At 63.3% G+C, this 13,923-nt stretch carries 14 protein-coding genes and 1 riboswitch; of the genes, 9 read left to right on the forward strand and 5 right to left on the reverse strand.

From position 1 onward, the window contains the following. The first annotated feature begins 131 nt into the window (after nucleotides 1-131). Genes FJ543_RS15090 through FJ543_RS15100 form a run of 3 tightly spaced genes read left to right on the forward strand, consistent with a single transcriptional unit; the run spans nucleotide 132 to nucleotide 2,792 of the window. Nucleotides 132-698, forward strand: a complete 567-nt coding sequence (locus FJ543_RS15090; RefSeq protein ID WP_023772366.1) for a sigma-70 family RNA polymerase sigma factor — start codon at nucleotides 132-134, stop codon at nucleotides 696-698. Further along, the gene (locus FJ543_RS15095; RefSeq protein ID WP_140875762.1) at nucleotides 695-1,363 is read left to right on the forward strand and encodes an anti-sigma factor; all 669 of its coding nucleotides are present in this window, start codon (nucleotides 695-697) and stop codon (nucleotides 1,361-1,363) included. Before FJ543_RS15090 ends, FJ543_RS15095 begins: the two co-directional genes overlap by 4 nt. After that, nucleotides 1,353-2,792, forward strand: a complete 1,440-nt coding sequence (locus FJ543_RS15100; protein ID WP_140875763.1) for a S8 family serine peptidase — start codon at nucleotides 1,353-1,355, stop codon at nucleotides 2,790-2,792. The genes FJ543_RS15095 and FJ543_RS15100 overlap by 11 nt, the downstream gene beginning before the upstream one ends. Here the strand turns inward: FJ543_RS15100 and FJ543_RS15105 are convergent. Next, nucleotides 2,764-3,297, reverse strand: coding sequence for a hypothetical protein (locus FJ543_RS15105; protein ID WP_140875764.1), 534 nt, complete (start codon nucleotides 3,295-3,297; stop codon nucleotides 2,764-2,766). The genes FJ543_RS15100 and FJ543_RS15105 overlap by 29 nt on opposite strands. Nucleotides 3,298-3,396: 99 nt before the next feature. Here FJ543_RS15105 and FJ543_RS15110 point away from each other — a divergent pair, with 99 nt between their 5' ends. Continuing rightward, nucleotides 3,397-4,305 carry a LysR family transcriptional regulator gene (locus FJ543_RS15110; RefSeq protein WP_140875765.1) on the forward strand — a complete coding sequence of 303 codons (909 nt, stop codon included), beginning with the start codon at nucleotides 3,397-3,399 and terminating at the stop codon, nucleotides 4,303-4,305. Nucleotides 4,306-4,363: 58 nt separating this feature from the next. Here FJ543_RS15110 and FJ543_RS15115 read toward each other — a convergent pair whose 3' ends face one another. After that, nucleotides 4,364-5,386, reverse strand: a complete 1,023-nt coding sequence (locus FJ543_RS15115; RefSeq protein ID WP_140788564.1) for a substrate-binding domain-containing protein — start codon at nucleotides 5,384-5,386, stop codon at nucleotides 4,364-4,366. A 363-nt stretch (nucleotides 5,387-5,749) separates the two neighbouring features. Here FJ543_RS15115 and FJ543_RS15120 point away from each other — a divergent pair, with 363 nt between their 5' ends. The 5 genes from FJ543_RS15120 to ugpC all read left to right on the forward strand — a co-directional run bounded on the left by FJ543_RS15120 (nucleotide 5,750) and on the right by ugpC (nucleotide 12,259). Beyond that, nucleotides 5,750-7,105 (forward strand): ABC transporter substrate-binding protein, encoded by a 1,356-nt coding sequence (locus tag FJ543_RS15120; protein ID WP_140615090.1) that lies wholly within the window; start codon nucleotides 5,750-5,752, stop codon nucleotides 7,103-7,105. Between the two features lie 173 nt (nucleotides 7,106-7,278). Continuing rightward, on the forward strand, nucleotides 7,279-8,292 hold the full coding sequence (locus FJ543_RS15125; RefSeq protein WP_140615092.1) for a sugar ABC transporter permease: 1,014 nt from the start codon (nucleotides 7,279-7,281) through the stop codon (nucleotides 8,290-8,292). Between the two features lies 1 nt (nucleotide 8,293). Further along, nucleotides 8,294-9,448, forward strand: a complete 1,155-nt coding sequence (locus FJ543_RS15130; RefSeq protein ID WP_140615094.1) for a carbohydrate ABC transporter permease — start codon at nucleotides 8,294-8,296, stop codon at nucleotides 9,446-9,448. Nucleotides 9,449-9,452: 4 nt separating this feature from the next. Then, on the forward strand, nucleotides 9,453-11,117 hold the full coding sequence (locus tag FJ543_RS15135) for an alpha-glucosidase (RefSeq protein WP_140615096.1): 1,665 nt from the start codon (nucleotides 9,453-9,455) through the stop codon (nucleotides 11,115-11,117). 29 nt (nucleotides 11,118-11,146) lie between these two features. Beyond that, complete coding sequence (ugpC, locus tag FJ543_RS15140; RefSeq protein ID WP_140615098.1) at nucleotides 11,147-12,259, forward strand: sn-glycerol-3-phosphate ABC transporter ATP-binding protein UgpC; 1,113 nt, start codon at nucleotides 11,147-11,149, stop codon at nucleotides 12,257-12,259. 73 nt (nucleotides 12,260-12,332) lie between these two features. Here ugpC and FJ543_RS15145 read toward each other — a convergent pair whose 3' ends face one another. The 3 genes from FJ543_RS15145 to FJ543_RS15155 form a co-directional block, all read right to left on the reverse strand. Continuing rightward, the gene (locus FJ543_RS15145; RefSeq protein WP_015314341.1) at nucleotides 12,333-12,581 is read right to left on the reverse strand and encodes a DUF680 domain-containing protein; all 249 of its coding nucleotides are present in this window, start codon (nucleotides 12,579-12,581) and stop codon (nucleotides 12,333-12,335) included. Nucleotides 12,582-12,651: 70 nt separating this feature from the next. Beyond that, on the reverse strand, nucleotides 12,652-12,858 hold the full coding sequence (locus FJ543_RS15150; RefSeq protein ID WP_015314342.1) for a DUF680 domain-containing protein: 207 nt from the start codon (nucleotides 12,856-12,858) through the stop codon (nucleotides 12,652-12,654). 69 nt (nucleotides 12,859-12,927) lie between these two features. Then, complete coding sequence (locus FJ543_RS15155) at nucleotides 12,928-13,128, reverse strand: DUF680 domain-containing protein (RefSeq protein WP_015314343.1); 201 nt, start codon at nucleotides 13,126-13,128, stop codon at nucleotides 12,928-12,930. Between the two features lie 492 nt (nucleotides 13,129-13,620). Further along, a riboswitch (cobalamin riboswitch) is annotated at nucleotides 13,621-13,823 on the forward strand. Nucleotides 13,824-13,923 lie beyond the last annotated feature (100 nt).

Genomic DNA, 13,923 nt, shown 5'->3' on the forward strand with positions numbered 1-13,923 from the left:
AAACGGCGCGAAGGGGTGCTCTGGCAACCGCCCCGCTCTTCGGTTAGCCTCCCAAAATTCCTTGGCGGAGGATGAACCTTTTTGGACCGATCGGCGACAGAGCAAACAGGAGCCAGGCGGCTCGACCGGCCATGACAGCGGCGACGGAAACCGATCGCGCGCTGGTCGACCGGGTCGCGAAGGGCGACCGGGCCGCCGTGCGGCTCCTGTTCATGCGTCACCACGCGCGGGTCTACCGCTTCGTGGCGCGCCAGACGGGATCGGAAATGATGGCTGACGATATCGCCAACGAGGTGTTTCTCGAACTGTGGCGCCAGGCGCCGGGTTTCGAAGGGCGCTCCGAAGTCTCGACATGGCTGCTCGGCATCGCCCGCTTCAAGGCGCTGTCGCTGCTGCGCAAGAAGAAGGAAGACTGGATCGACGACGAGGCCGCCGCCGCGGTGCCCGACAGCGCCGACACGCCCGAGGTCGTCACCATGAAGGAGGATAAGGCCGCCGCCTTGCGCCGCCTGATTGACGCCCTGCCCGAGGAGCACCGCACGGTGATCGACCTCGCCTATTATCAGGGCCAGTCGGTGACCGAGATCGCCGAGGTGCTCGACATTCCGGTCGCGACCGTCAAAACCCGTATGTTCTACGCCCGCAAGAAACTCGGCGAAGCCCTGAAAGCCGCCGGTTACGACAGGGGGTGGCCATGAGCGCCGCTGAAAAGATGTCGCGCCGCGACGAAATGGAAACGCTGCTGCCGTTCTACCTGAACGGCTCGCTCGAAGGTTCGGATCTGGAAGCCGTCGAGGAATGGCTGGCCAACGATCCCTCGGCACTTGCCGCGCTTGGCGAGGCGGAAGCCGAGTTCTCCGGCACGGCGGCGGCCAATGAGGCGATCCGCCCGCCGGCCGATGCGCTCAGCCGCTTCGCCAAGGCGCTGGACGCGGAGGCCGGGCCTGCACGCAGGCCGGCAGGATCGTCCTGGCTGGCGCAGGCGTGGGGCCGTTTCATGGCGGTGCCGGTCGGCGTCGCCTGGGCGGCGGCCGCGGTTCTGCTGGCCTTGATCGCGGTGCAGTCGCTGGTGCAGCCCGGCGGCAGGGGCGGCAATTTCGAGATCGCCGGCGCACAAGACGATCTGGCCAAATTGCCGTTTGCGCTGGTCAAGTTCAAGCCGGACGCCAGGATGGCCGACATTGCCGTCTTCCTCGACGCCAACAAGCTCAAGATCATCGGCGGACCGACCGCCGATGGCGTCTTCAGGCTCGCCATTCCGGCGACGACAGCTGCCGACTACGAGAAGGCGCGCAGCCTTGTTGCCGCGCAGCCTTTCGCCGAGACCGTGATCGAGGGAAGGAAACCTGTTGATGGCGGCTGAGGCGGTCATTCGATTTGCGGCTGTCCTTGCGGCGGCGATGACAATCGCCGCCGTGCCTGCGTCGGCGCAGACCAACGAGGCTAATCCCGAGCGGGCCAAAATCGATTGCAGCAACGAGGCCAATGCAATGGCGGCCGACTGCGTCAAGGACGGCGGCGCCACCAAAAACGGGTCGGGTGCGGCCCAGGCCAGCGCCGTTTTTCTGCCCGCCTTGATCGTCGACCTTTTCCCCAATCCGGCCGCCCCTCCTGCACCGGTGCCGACACCACGGCCGGAGCCCGCGACTTCCCCCGGGGGCAACCAGGCCGGCCCACCAGCCAGTGGACCGATCGTCTCGCCGACCGATCTCATCGCCGTCCAGTCGCGGCGCGCCGTGACCGGGGACTTCGTGCCGGACGAGGTGCTGGTGACGGTCGATGGCGATGCCGGCGCCGTGCAGCAGATCGCCGCTTCCTTCGGCCTAGAAGTGCGCTCGCAGCGCCAGTCCCGGCTGCTTGGCGCCACTTTGGTGCGTTTCGGCATTCCCGATGGCCGCCCTGTCGGCGTGGTGCTGGCGCAGCTTGCCGCCGACGGCCGCACGCGGCGCCGCGAGCCCAACCACATCTACTCGCTGCAGCAGGCGGCCGGCATCGTCAACTATGCCTTCGACCGCATCGCGCTCGACGCCAAACAGGCCAGCGGCGAGAACGTGCGCGTCGCCGTCATCGATACCGGCATCGACGACAGCAATCCGGCGCTTGCCGGCGTCATCGCCGCGCAGTTCGACGCCATGCCCGACGTGCCGATCGAAAAGCGCGACCACGGCACTTCGATCGACGGTCTGATTGCCGGCGTCGGCCCGCTGGAAGGCATGGCGCCGGGCGCCAGGATCTACCATGCGCGCGCCTTCGAGGGCGGCAAGTCGACCATGGACGTCATTCTGTCGGCGCTCGACTGGGCGGCGGACCAGAATGTCAGCATCATCAATATGAGCTTCGTCGGACCGAAAAACGACCTGCTCGGCACCGCCTGCCGCAATGCACGGGCGCTTGGCATGGTGCTGGTGGCGGCGGCCGGCAATAACGGGCCGAAGGCGCCCTACGGCTATCCGGCCGCCTTTGACGGCGTCATCGCCGTGACGGCCACCGACGCCAAGGATGCGCTGATGCCGCAGGCCAATCGCGGCGCCTATGTGTTCATTTCCGCGCCCGGCGTCGAGATGGTGGCGCCGAGCGGCGCCGGCTCGGATGTCGTTACCGGCACGTCGTTCGCGGCCGCGATCGTCAGCGGCGCCATCGCCAACCTCATCCATGCCACGCCCGACCGCTCGGCCGACGACATCGAGAAGGCGCTTGCGGCGACCGCGAAGGATCTCGGGCTTAAGGGGCGCGACAATGATTTCGGCTACGGCCTGCTGGACATCAAGGCTGCAGGGACTGCGAAGGAATAGCCAGCGACGGCTCACGCGGCGCTTTGCCGGGACGAAGCAGGAACCAGAACGCGGCGATGTGCGTGATCATCAGCAGCGGCACGTAGATGATGGGGATCGCGTAGGTGGCTCCCAACTGCTCCGCGTGCTCGGGAAGGCCTTCCTGAACCGCGTGGTAATAGTCGACGACGAGGTCGGCCATTCCGACGAGATTAAAGGCGACGACGAACGACCAGAAGAGCAAGCGAACTCTGACCGTCAGCAATGCCAGCATGGCCAGCACCCCGGTGGCGAAGTCGCCATAGGCAGCGAACATGGCGAAGCCGGCAGGCAGATTGGGGCCGACGACGCCCGGAAGCAGGAACACGAGACCGAAGAAGCGGAAACTGTGCAGCGTGGCAATGGCGCGTTGCGCCGCCATCCGATCCATCGAGTCCAGCCATGGCAGGCCATATGCACCGAAGCAAAGCAGCCATGCGACATAGCCCAGGACGAGTTGGATCTGGAACAGCATCGGCGTTGACATCGGTTTCCTCGCAACAGGTGGTCATGCGGTCCCGCGCACTTCGGCCGTTAGCTAAGACTGCTTTCATAGTTCGGCCATCCGCTGTAATCAGAACAGCCTATGAAGCAGAGATACACAATCCGGCACGGTGCGTTGGACGGGGTCGAGGTGTTCCTGGCCGTCGCGCGGCATCGTAACTTCCGCCGTGCCGCGGCCGAACTGGCGGTAACGCCGTCCGCGGTAAGCCAGGCGGTGCGCGCGCTGGAAGTCCGCATCGGTGCGGCCCTGTTTGCCCGCACGACCCGAAGCGTCGGCCTGACCGAGGCTGGCCAGCGGTTCCTCGACCGCGCCGGACCTGCCTTCGAGGAGATCATGGCCGCAGGCGAGGTCGCCCGCGATGTCGGCCAGCGGCCGACCGGGCTTTTGCGACTGTCCGTGCCCCGCGCGGTCGTGCCGCTGATCCTGGAGCCTATGATCGCGTCGTTCTGCCGGGCCTATCCCGAGATCGAACTGGAGATCGCCGCCAGCGACGAGATGGTCGATCTCGCCGCCGGCGGATTCGATGCCGGCATCCGGCTGGGCCAGTTCATAGCGCCCGACATGATCGCGGTGCGGCTGACGCCGCCCTTCTCCTTCGTGGTCGTCGGCAGCCCGGACTATCTCGAGCGCCACGGCCAGCCCGAACAGATCACCGATCTGGGCCGCCACGCCTGCCTGCGCCTGCGCCGCGCGAACGGCGCCGTCGCACCCTGGTCCTTCACCGACGGCAACGGGGCGATCGAGGCGATCGTCTCGGGCCCGCTGATTGCGCATGACTATCCAACCTTGCTGGGGGCCGCGATCCAAGGCGTCGGCCTGGCGCAGACGCCTCGGCCTGTCGCCGACGGCGCAATAGAACAGGGGAAACTCAAACCGGTGCTGGAGGACTTTGCCGGCGCGACCCCGGGCGTCTTCCTCTATCATCCAGGCAAGCGTCAGGTCCTGCCGAAGCTGCGCGCCTTCATCGATCATCTTAAATCCGCGGGCTGAGACAACGGGCAGAGGCAGCGCAGAAGTCGTTCCAGCAATTGACCCTGCTGGCGAGTGGTCAAGCCGGCGCGCCGGCGACCGATCCCCTGACCACCAGGTCGACCGGCCAGACCTCGCCGCGCGCGCCCTCCTCCAGTCCCGATATCCGCGCCGCCAGCCGCTCGGCGATGCGTGCGCCGGCCAGCCGGATCGACGAGCGCGTCGTGGACAGCGGCACCGAAAAATTCTCCGGCTTCAGCCAGGGAAAAACGTCGTCATGGGCAATCAGCGAGACGTCGCCGGGAATGCTGAGGCCAAGGTCGCGCACCGCGCGCACGACGCCGAGCGCCATGATCAGGCTGGAACAGGCGATTGCCGTCGGCGCGCCTTCCTGTTCGAGCAGGCGCCGGGCGGCGCGATAGCCGTTCTCCTCGGTCATGACGAGCGAGCAGACATGGCGATCGTCCAATGCCAGGCCACTGGCGGCCAGCGCCCGGCGCAGGCCGCGCTCGCGGTGGATGGCAAAGGTCTCGCGGTCGTCGCCATTGATCAGCGCCAGCCGCCGGTGGCCGAGTTGGACGAGCAGCCGCGCGGCTTCGTGGAAGGCGCCTTCATTGTCGATGTCGAGAAAGGGATAGTCGAAATTCAGGCCCTCGCTGCGGCCATGGACGATGAAAGGAATGCCGAGCGTGTTGACCAGCGCCACGCGCCTGTCCTGCGGCCTCGGCGAAGAGATGTAGACGGCATCGACCTGCCGGTTGGCGACGATGCGGCGGTAGGTCGTTTCCTGGTCATCGGCATCGGTCGGTGACAGGACAAGGTCGAGCTCGTGCGAGCGGGCATAGTCGCCAAGACCGGACAGGAATTCGACGAAATGGGGATCGATGTCGACGGCTGCACCCGTCGGCAGGACATAGCCGATCATTCCGGACTTACCCGTGGCCAGCCGGCGCGCACTCGGATTGGGGCGATAGCCGTGGCGCTTGGCTGCGTCCATGACACGCCTGCGGGTTTCCTCGTTGACTTCGGGATAGCCGTTCAGCGCCCGGCTTACCGTGGTCTGGGAAAGCGCCAGCATATGCGCGAGTTGCTTGAGGTTCACGAGAGGCCTCCCTGCCTCAAAGCGCTTTTAAATTGAATCGACCCAAACGCCACAAGGGCGTGGCCACTCCACATGGACCATAAGCGTGCCGGGGCCCGGTTTGAAACGAAAATTGCTGCTGCAGTGCCGAAAAAGCATGTTGCGGTGCAAATTTTTGGACCCTGGCAGACGGCGACTAAATCGATTAGTTCCTGCTCCCCCTTGACACCCGTCCGATTCAGTGGCGAGATCAACAAAGCCAAAGCGCTTTGGAAGACTGTTCGAAAGGTTGCGGTTCCCTTGCGACTGAGTCACAGTCCTGCGGCGTCGGCGGGCGGAATGGAGGTTCCGTCCGGTGTGTATGACCCACTGGGAGGAATACCGATGAAGAAAATGCTTTTGCTGGGTGTTGCGTCTGCCGCATTCGCCCTGAGCGCGCCCGCGCATGCCGAACTGAAGTTCAAGCCGGGCGAGGACAAGCGCTTCAACTGGGCGAATTACGAGGACCTCAAGAAAGTCGACCTCAAGGGCGAGACCCTGACCATCTTCGGACCGTGGCGTGGCGAGGACGAGACGCTTGTCCGGTCGGTACTTGATTATTTCTCCGAAGCCACCGGCGCAGAGGTCAAATATTCCTCGTCCGAGAACTACGAGCAGCAGATCGTCATCGACACCCAGGCCGGCAGCCCGCCCAACATCGCCGTCCTGCCGCAGCCGGGCCTCATCCAGGACCTCGCTTCCAAGGGCGTGCTGACCCCGCTCGGCGACGACGTCGCAGCCTGGGTCAAGGAGAATTACGCCGCCGGCGACTCCTGGGCCAAGCTCGGAACTTACAACGGCAAGGACGGCAAGCCGGGCTTCTATGCCTTTCCCTACAAGATCGACGTGAAGGGGCTGGTCTGGTACTCGCCCGACAATTTCGAGGAAGCTGGCTACAAGGTGCCGAAGACGCAGGAAGAACTTGCCGAACTCGAGAAGAAGATCATCGCCGATGGCGGCAAGCCGTGGTGTATCGGGCTTGGTTCGGGCGGCGCGACGGGCTGGCCGGCGACCGACTGGGTCGAGGACATCATGCTGCGCACGCAGACTCCCGAAGTCTACGACAAGTGGGTGAAGAACGAGATTCCGTTCAACGACCCGGCCGTGGTCAACGCTATCGACATCTTCGGCAAGATCGCCACCGACGACAAGATGGTCGACGGCGGCGCCAAGGCGGTCGCGGCGACCGACTTCCGCGACAGCCCGAAGGGCCTCTTCACCGTACCGCCGAAGTGCTACATGCACCATCAGGCATCGTTCATCCCCTCCTTCTTCCCGGAAGGCGTGAAGCTTGGCCAGGATGCGGACTTCTTCCCCTACCCGCCCTACGGCTCCAAGCCGGAGCTCGGGACGCCGCTGGAAGTCGCCGGAACGCTGGTGATGATCACCAAGGATTCCAAGGCATCGCGCGAATTCATCAAGTTCCTGCAAATGCCGCTCGCGCATGAATTGTGGATGGCACAGAAGAGCTTCGTCACACCCTTCAAGGGGGCCAACAAGGACGCCTATGGCAGCGATGCGCTGAAGAAGCAGGGCGAGATCCTGGTCGGCGCCACGACGGTGCGCTTCGACGGCTCCGACCTGATGCCCGGCAAGGTCGGCGCCGGCTCGTTCTGGACTGGCATGATCGACCTGGTCGGCGGCAAGTCCGCCCAGGACGTCGCCACCGACATCCAGAAGAGCTGGGACGCCATCAAATAGGCCGCTCCGGCGCGACCTGATCTTTCCTCATCTTGCTACTGGATTCGGGCTACGGCCCGGATCCGACCGGCGGGACACGCCGGAAGCTTCGCATTTCGATTGTTCCGAATAACTGAAAGTCGGCGCATCGGTCGCCAGCACCGCTGGCCGGTCACGCGCAGGGAGAGGGACCCATGGCGGCTCAGATTTTCTCGGCAATATTCGTCATCATTATCGGCGTCGGCGGCTGCGTCGCCTATTTCTGGGGCGCCAACAAACTGCTTGACCTGATCTTCCCCGCGCGCGGAGTGTCCGGAGCGGCCGCCGTCAACAATCTGCGCCGGCAGGGATTGGTGCGGCCCTGGTTGTTCGTGGGTCCGGCGCTGATCATCCTGACCATCTACCTGGTCTATCCGGTGATCGCGACACTGTGGCTGTCCTTCTTCGATCGCGGCGGCACGAGTTTCGTGGGGTTCGCCAACTATGAATGGGCGCTGCGCGATCCGGATCTGCGAAACGCCATCCGCAACAACATATTGTGGCTGGCGGTGGTGCCGGCGGCCTGCACCTTCCTCGGCCTGATCATCGCCGTGCTCACCGACAAGATATGGTGGGGAACGATTGCCAAAAGCCTGATCTTCCTGCCGCTGGCCATCTCCTTCGTCGGCGCCAGCGTGATCTGGAAGTTCATCTACGAATATCGTGGCCAGGGCCAGATCCAGATCGGCCTGCTCAACGCCATCATCCAGTATTTCGGCGGCCAGCCGCAGGTCTGGATATCGCTGCCGTTCTGGAACAACTTCTTCCTGATGGTCATCCTGATCTGGATCCAGACCGGCTTTGCCATGGTCATCCTGTCCTCGGCGCTGCGCGGCATCCCCGAAGAAACACTGGAAGCCGCAGTCATAGACGGCGCCAACCCGTTCCAGATCTTCTGGAAGATCATGGTGCCGCAGATCTGGGGCACCATCGCGGTGGTATGGACCACCATCACCATCCTGGTGCTGAAAGTGTTCGACATCGTTCTGACCATGACCAACGGTCAATGGAACAGCCAGGTGCTGGCCAATCTGATGTTCGACTGGATGTTCCGCGGCGGCGGCGATTTCGGCCGCGGCGCGACCATAGCCATCATCATCATGATTGCCGTCATTCCGATCATGGTCTGGAACATCCGCCAGGCCAACAAAGAGACGGGAGGGCACTGAGATGGCCGTCGCGACCGGAAATTCCTTCGCCAGCCGTTTCGGCGTCCATATCGCGGTGCTCGTCTTCGTGGTGATCTGGACCATCCCGACGCTCGGCATCCTCGTTTCGTCGCTGCGCGACAAGGACCAGATCATCGCCTCGGGTTGGTGGAATTCCTTCGCCAGTTCCAGCCAGACGGAAGCCGGGCGACTGCCGGCCGCCTCCACACAGGTAGAAAAGGACGGCAAGTTCGTTCTCCAGGGCAACATCTTCGGCGACGGGGCCAAGCGCGCGATAAGCGCCTTCGGCGTCAAGGCGGCGGCACCGACGCAGTATCCTGCCGGCACATCAGCCGATCTCGGTGACGGCGTGACCCTCCAGATCAAGGCCGACGGCAGCTTCGTCATGGCCTCGCCAAAGGCGTTCGAGGGCGACAGGGGCCAGCGCGTCTACTACGCTTCGTCGGCGCCGCCGAAATTCACCACCGACAATTATCAGACCGTGCTGTTTTCCGAAGGCATCGGCCGCTCGTTCATGAATTCGCTAACGGTCACCATCCCGGCGACCGTCATCCCGATCCTGATCGCGGCCTTTGCGGCTTACGCACTGGCCTGGATGCGCTTTCCAGGCCGCGCGCTCCTGATCGCCGTCGTCATCGGCTTGCTGGTGGTGCCGCTGCAGATGTCGCTCATTCCACTGCTGAAGCTCTACAATGGCGTCGGCACGTTCTTCGGCGTGCCGTCCAAGACCTACCTCGGCATCTGGCTGGCGCATACCGGCTTCGGACTGCCCTTCGCCATCTACCTCTTGCGAAGCTATATTGCCGGCCTGCCGCGCGAGATCATGGAATCGGCGCGCATCGACGGCGCCAGCGATTTCGAGATCTTCGTCAAGATCGTGCTGCCGCTGTCCTTCCCGGTGCTTGCCTCCTTCGCCATCTTCCAATTCCTGTGGGTATGGAACGATCTCCTGGTGGCAATGGTTTTCCTCGGAACGGCGCCCGATCAGATCGTGCTGACGGCCAAGCTCAATGCTCTGCTTGGCTCGCGTGGCGGTAACTGGGAGATCCTGACGACATCGGCCTTCATCACCATCATCGTGCCGCTGATCGTCTTCTTCTCGCTGCAGCGTTATTTCGTCCGCGGGCTGCTGGCCGGCTCGGTGAAAGGAGGTTGAGACCATGCAATCGGCTTTGAAGGCGACTTCGAAACCAGACCCCGCCATCGACCGCGACTGGTGGCGGGGCGCGGTGATCTACCAGATCTATCCGCGCAGCTATCAGGATTCCAATGGCGACGGCATCGGCGACCTCAAGGGCATCATCGGCAGGCTGCCCTACATTGCCGCCCTTGGCGCGGACGCCATCTGGATCTCGCCTTTCTTCAAATCGCCAATGAAGGATTTCGGCTATGACGTCTCGGATTATTGTGACGTCGACCCGATGTTCGGTACGCTGGCGGATTTCGATGCGCTGACGGCGGAGGCGCACCGACTGGGCCTCAAGGTGATGATCGACGAGGTGCTGTCGCATACCGCCGACATCCACCCCTGGTTCAAGGAAAGCCGCTCGAGCCGCACCAATCCCAAGGCCGACTGGTATGTCTGGGCGGATGCAAGACCCGATGGCACGCCGCCCAACAACTGGCTGTCGATCTTTGGCGGCTCGGCCTGGCAATGGGACACCAGCCGCCAGCAATACTACCTGCACAATTTCCTGGCCGAGCAGCCCGACCTCAATTTCCACAACCGCGAAGTCCAGGACGCGCTGCTCGACGTCACCCGCTTCTGGCTGGAACGCGGCGTCGACGGCTTTCGCCTCGACACCATCAATTTTTACTTCCACAGCCAGGGGCTGGAAAACAACCCGCCGCTGCCGCCGGAACAGCGCAACGACCAGACCGCGCCGGCGGTCAATCCCTACAACTACCAGGACCATATCTACGACAAAAGCCGACCGGAGAACCTCGCCTTCCTCGAGCGCTTCCGGGCGCTGCTCGACGAGTACCCGGCGACCGCCGCGGTCGGCGAAGTCGGCGATTCGCAACGCGGGCTGGACGTGGTCGCCGCCTATACCGCCGGCGGCAAGCGCGTGCATATGTGCTATTCCTTCGACTTCCTGGCGCCGGAAAAGATCAGCGCCGCCAAGGTCCGCTCGGTGCTGGAAGCTTTTGGCCGGGTGGCCAGCGACGGCTGGTCGTGCTGGGCGTTTTCCAACCATGACGTGATGCGACCGGCCTCGCGCTGGGCCGCCGACGAGGCGGACCCGTCGGCCTATCTCAAGGTCATCTCGGCATTGCTGATGTCGCTGCGCGGTTCGGTCTGCATCTACCAGGGCGAAGAACTCGGCCTCGGCGAGGCCGACCTGCGCTTCGAGGATCTGCAGGATCCCTACGGCATCCGTTTCTGGCCTGAATTCAAGGGCCGCGACGGCTGCCGCACGCCCATGGTGTGGGATGGCAATGCAAGGAATGGCGGCTTCTCCCAGGCAAAACCCTGGTTGCCGGTACCGGCCGAGCATCTGCCGCAGGCGGTCAACGTGCAGCAAGGCGACGAAACCTCCCTGCTTGAGCATTACCGGCGCTTTCTTTCTTTCCGCCGCGCCCATCCGGCGCTGGCCAAGGGGGACATCGCCTTCATCGAAAGCCAGGGCGACACCGTCGCCTTCACCCGCCGGTCGGGCAATGAGGAGATCGTCTGCGTCTTCAATCTGGGCGCAAGGCCGGCGAAGGTTGACCTCGGCAACCGAACCCTGCAACCTTTGCCGGGACACGGGCTCTCCGGGCAGGCGAGCACCGGGTCGGTCGAGCTCGGCGGCTATGGCGCCTGGTTCGGACGCATAGGCTGAAACATCCGAGGAATCACTGGAGGAAACCAATGGCCGATGTCAATTTGAGACAAGTGAAGAAGTCCTATGGCAATCTTAACATTCTCCACGGCATTGACCTCGACATCAAATCGGGCGAGTTCATAGTCTTCGTCGGCCCGTCGGGCTGCGGCAAGTCGACCTTGCTGCGCTCGATCGCCGGGCTCGAGGAAATCACGTCGGGTGAACTCAAGATCGACGGCCAGGTGGTCAACGACGTGCCACCCTCGAAGCGCGGCATCGCCATGGTGTTCCAGTCCTATGCCCTCTACCCCCACATGACCGTCTACGACAACATGGCCTTCTCGATGAAGATCGGTGGGGAAAGCAAGGCCGAGATCGACAAAAGGGTTCGGCAAGCCGCCGAGATCCTGCAGCTGACCAAATATCTCGACCGTCTGCCCAAGGCGATGTCGGGCGGCCAGCGGCAGCGCGTCGCCATCGGCCGCGCCATCGTGCGCAATCCGAAGGTGTTCCTGTTCGACGAACCGCTGTCGAACCTTGACGCCGCATTGCGCGTTGCGACGCGCATCGAGATCGCCAAGCTCAAGGAATCGATGCCCAACACGACCATGATCTACGTCACGCACGACCAGGTCGAGGCGATGACGCTGGCCGACCGCATCGTCGTGCTGAAGGACGGGCACATCGAGCAGGTCGGCACGCCCATGGAACTCTACAAGAACCCCGGCAACCTCTTCGTCGCCCAGTTCATCGGCTCGCCGGCCATGAACATCCTGCCGGCGACGGTCGACAAGACGGGCAATCCGACCATCGTCAGCCATGTCGGCGGCCGCAAGGCGACGGTGCCGATCGCGACACCTGCTTCGGCAAAGGGAGCGGCGGTCAGCTTCGGCGTACGGCCGGAAGATCTCGCGATCGCCAGCGGTGCGGATTATCTGTTCGAGGGGACCGTCGATTATCTCGAACAGCTTGGCGAGGTCCAGCTGGTCTATGTCGATATCGGCCGGGCCGACCTGCCGCTGGTGACCAAGCTGCCGGGCAATGTCGAGGTCAAGCGCGGCTCGACGCTGCGGCTGACCGCCAATGCCGGCGATCTCCATATCTTCGATGCCGATGGTCGCTCCTTTGCCCTCCACGAAGCGGAAGCAAAGGCGGCCTGAAGACGGCCGTCCGGTAATGAAAGAACAAGAGCGGCGGGCCTGGCCCGCCGCTGTTCTTGTCTGCACAGGCTGGTTAGTTGTTGCCGAAGAGATTGCGATCGGCACCCTGATGGGCCGGCTTCTGCACGTCGCCGGACGAGTTGAGCAGCTTGTAGACAGGCGAATCGCTGTTGCGGATCGCACCTGTATGCGACGTATCGACATTGACAGTCGACGAAGCAGTGGGCTGGTTGACGCCGTTGGAGCCATAATTGTCGCTGCCGGCGAAGGCGCTGCCGGAGACGGCCAGAACGGCGGCGGCGGCAATGAGGATCTTGTTCATTTTAGGTACTCCTGAATTTTGGAAGTCCCGCGGACCGGCGGGCCAGAGCCCACCGGCCGTGGGATGGCCGTTAATGGCCGAAGAGGTTGCGGTCGCTGCCCTGCTGGACAGGCGCCGAGGTGGCCGGAGCCGACTTGCCGATCGACGCGGTGTTCGAATTGTCGGTCGAAGCGGCAGCAGCCTGGTTGGCGCCGTTGGAGCCATAGTTGTCGCTGCCGGCGAAAGCGCTGCCGGAGAGAGCCAGAACGGCAGCGGCAGCAATGAGGATCTTGTTCATTTTAATACTCCTGAATTTGTAGGGTCCACCAGCGCGGCAGGGTCACCCGCCGCGTGCCGGGGATCGCTATTAATTGTTGCCGAAGAGGTTGTGGTCGGCGCCCGTCACAGGCGTCTGGGCAGCCGGCTCCGACTTCTTAGTCGAAGCGGTGTAGGAGCTGTCGACAGTAGCCGTGGGGGTCGCGGCGTTCGAACCATAATGGTCGCTGCTAGCGAAGGCGCTGCCGGAAATAGCCAGAAGGGCGGCGGCAGTGAGAATGATCTTTTTCATTTTTGTACTCCAGTATTTTTCCCGTCCGTCTAGCGGCGTGTCTTGGGATTAAATCGCGTCGTTCGGACAGCCCCGATGTGGGAGAGCCCCCTTGCCGTTTCCAATCACGAAGTTGTTCAGCGTGGACCATGACTCCACCACTTGAAATTGTACCAACGCCTTCTACATGTCTTATTTTTCCGTTTGATATCAAATAGTTGTCTGAGATCATAACCCGATCACCAACTGTGTCGGAAGGCTGGGCGTTCACACCGTCCTGCACGCACCGTCAACAGAAACGAACCGTTCGGTTCGATTTTAGACTCTGCTAATAGTCACTTTTCGAAACCATTAACCCTTTTCCGGCCCGGCTGAGGGTCGAAAACTGTGCCCGCGCGCCTGGCGAGAAGAGGCGATTCCCCCGCTGCAACCGCGCCGGGACGATCCCGCGTACGTGTCGCGCCGCATGGATGCGATGTCGCTTTCGTGCCGATGTCGCAAACCCTGTCGTGATTAGATCGAGCGATCTCAGGTGCCGCTGCGTGACGACGGAGCGGAGAATTGGGAAGCCGGTCAGATTCCGGCGCTGCCCCCGCAACGGTGGTGGAGTTCAAGTCGCAACGGGAGACCACTGGGCGAAAGCCTGGGAAGGTGTCGCGATGGTCCGCCAGGACAACTCCAGAGCCCGGAAACCAGCCCGAGATCGCTAGAACTCGACTGATCGCGGTGGGCGGTCAAGGGGCGGATGGTGTTGTCCGGCTTCGCCGGCTTGCGCCCAGTCCTTCCTCCATCACCACCAGTTCAGTCCTTGAAAAT

The organism is Mesorhizobium sp. B2-5-7, from assembly GCF_006440875.1.
Taxonomy (GTDB): Bacteria; Pseudomonadota; Alphaproteobacteria; order Rhizobiales; family Rhizobiaceae; genus Mesorhizobium; species Mesorhizobium australicum.